The organism is Shewanella sp. Isolate13 (assembly GCF_022398325.1).
Taxonomy (GTDB): Bacteria; Pseudomonadota; Gammaproteobacteria; order Enterobacterales; family Shewanellaceae; genus Shewanella.
Genome location: NZ_JAKEVD010000070.1, coordinates 1 through 2,099, shown reverse-complemented (window position 1 = coordinate 2,099; position 2,099 = coordinate 1). Strand labels below are relative to the sequence as shown.

Annotated in this window: 1 rRNA gene; it reads left to right on the top strand. The window is 45.5% G+C overall.

From position 1 onward, the window contains the following. Positions 1–1,876: 1,876 nt before the first annotated feature. Positions 1,877–2,099 (top strand): 16S ribosomal RNA (locus L1D44_RS21605); the annotation flags it as partial.

The following is a 2,099-nucleotide window of genomic DNA, read 5'->3' as shown; positions in this document are numbered from 1 at the left end:
TAGTGTGGGGTCTCCCCATGTGAGAGTAGGTCATTTCCAGGCGCCAAATATACGAAAAGCCCTAGCAAACAACGCTAGGGCTTTTTTCGTATATGCGCTCCGCGAAAAGAACGACTCCCGATGTCGACCCGCCGCTGAGCTTGGCCTGAAACTGCGTCCATGCGTTTCAGGCATTCGGCACTTCCGTGTGCCTTGCCTCCAGCTTCGTAACAAGTTACTCGCGCTACAAAGCCCTTGAATGCGTTGCATTCAGAGCAGGGCTTCTTCGCCCCCATGTGTTCGCTGCGCGAACCGAGTAGGTCATTTCCAGGCGCCAAATATACGAAAAAGCCCTAGCAGAAAACGCTAGGGCTTTTTTCGTATATGCGCTGACCAAAATTGTTCCAGACAATTTAAGGCACTTCCTATATCCATATAGGTCGCGCGAAAAGAGCGACTCCCGACGTCGGTCGATAAATGCTCCTTCAATATCGACACTTTTCCGTCATCCATGGCGGTCGCCCGCCGCTGAGCTTGGCTTGAAACTGCATCCATGCGTTTCCGGCATTCGGCACTTCCGTGTGCTTTGCCTTCCAGCTTCGTTCTTCTTCCGATATGCATATAGTCATGCATGGTCGACACTGCCCACATCTAATGTTTAGAGCTAGCAAATGTCCTAGTTAAATGGATGAAATAGCAAGGTGATGTGGGCCAATTCAGAGATCTTCGATAACGCTACTGGATTGTTCAACCTTTACCCATCGGTGCTTTAGCAACTCTAGGGGCCTTTCAACTGTGTAGTAGTGCTATTTTTCAGGCCATTATGGGCAGTTGAGCATTTAATTGTGCTAGTTACTCTTGAAAGATAATCTGCAAGTTAGAAAATGGAGCTGCTGAAACATAGTGGGCATCCAGGTCTATTAAATGATCGCTATATAGACTCAGTGCTAGTTTATTAAAGTTGCCAGGGGCTTTTGTGTGTATGCTAGCAAACACCCCTAGGTGATTTATGATTTTTCTATCCCTATATAAGGCTGGGCAGAAAATTGAACCTCGATGCAGAGAGTGATAGCAATACGCTGATCAATTCCGCTTATCGAGCAGTTCACCTGTTTTCAGTGCTGCACCCCGTGGATAGCTTTTACTGAGAGTACTGTTTATAGCAGTTTTATTGGTTTGAACATAAAGATTAGATTTTACGATCTTGCATTATGTGGGGTGTTTGTCAGTTTTCATAGGTGATCTCCATAAAGTTTAAAGCTAGTTTCCTCGGCCAATATGATGCTATTAGCCAATGCTTTGTGAATAACTCTGTGGGTAACGTGTAAGTGGGTTGTGATTAGTAAAGGTATAAAAATTAGTTGTATTTTTCTTTTAAAAAGCGCTTGCGCTCTTTTAAAATCTCCCTATAATGCGACCCCACTGACACGGCACAGCAGGCCACCTACCCAGCGTTAAGCTAGATAGGGCGGGACTTGCAGCACAATCAGTACTTCTTTTAATTAAGAAGTGAGAGATTAACTTCTACGGAAATTAACCTCAGGTGACAATCGCTTTAAGAGCTTCGGGTAACGACTTCTGATTAAGAAATCACCGCTTGAAAAACTTCTTAAAATAAGCGCTTGACGCCGACACTGGAGAGTGTAGAATACGCCTCCTCAGCCAAACGACCTAAGCGTCTAAGGCGCTAGTTTGAAAGACCTGGTCTTAATAGAATTAGCATCGCTCTTTAACAATATGACAAGCAAATCTGTGTGGACACTCACAGAGATTAAGTTATTCGAAAYTGCTTCTAACGAAGCARTCAAAAATTTACTTAATGAATGAGTGTTCATAGCAATATGTAATACAGAATTCGTTGAGCCGCTGASCCTTTCGAGGTGAAGCAAAAAAACTTTAATTGAAGAGTTTGATCATGGCTCAGATTGAACGCTGGCGGCAGGCCTAACACATGCAAGTCGAGCGGTAACACAAGGGAGCTTGCTCCTGAGGTGACGAGCGGCGGACGGGTGAGTAATGCCTAGGTATCTGCCCAGTCGAGGGGGATAACAGTTGGAAACGACTGCTAATACCGCATACGCCCTACGGGGGAAAGGAGGGGACCTTCGGGCCTTCCGCGA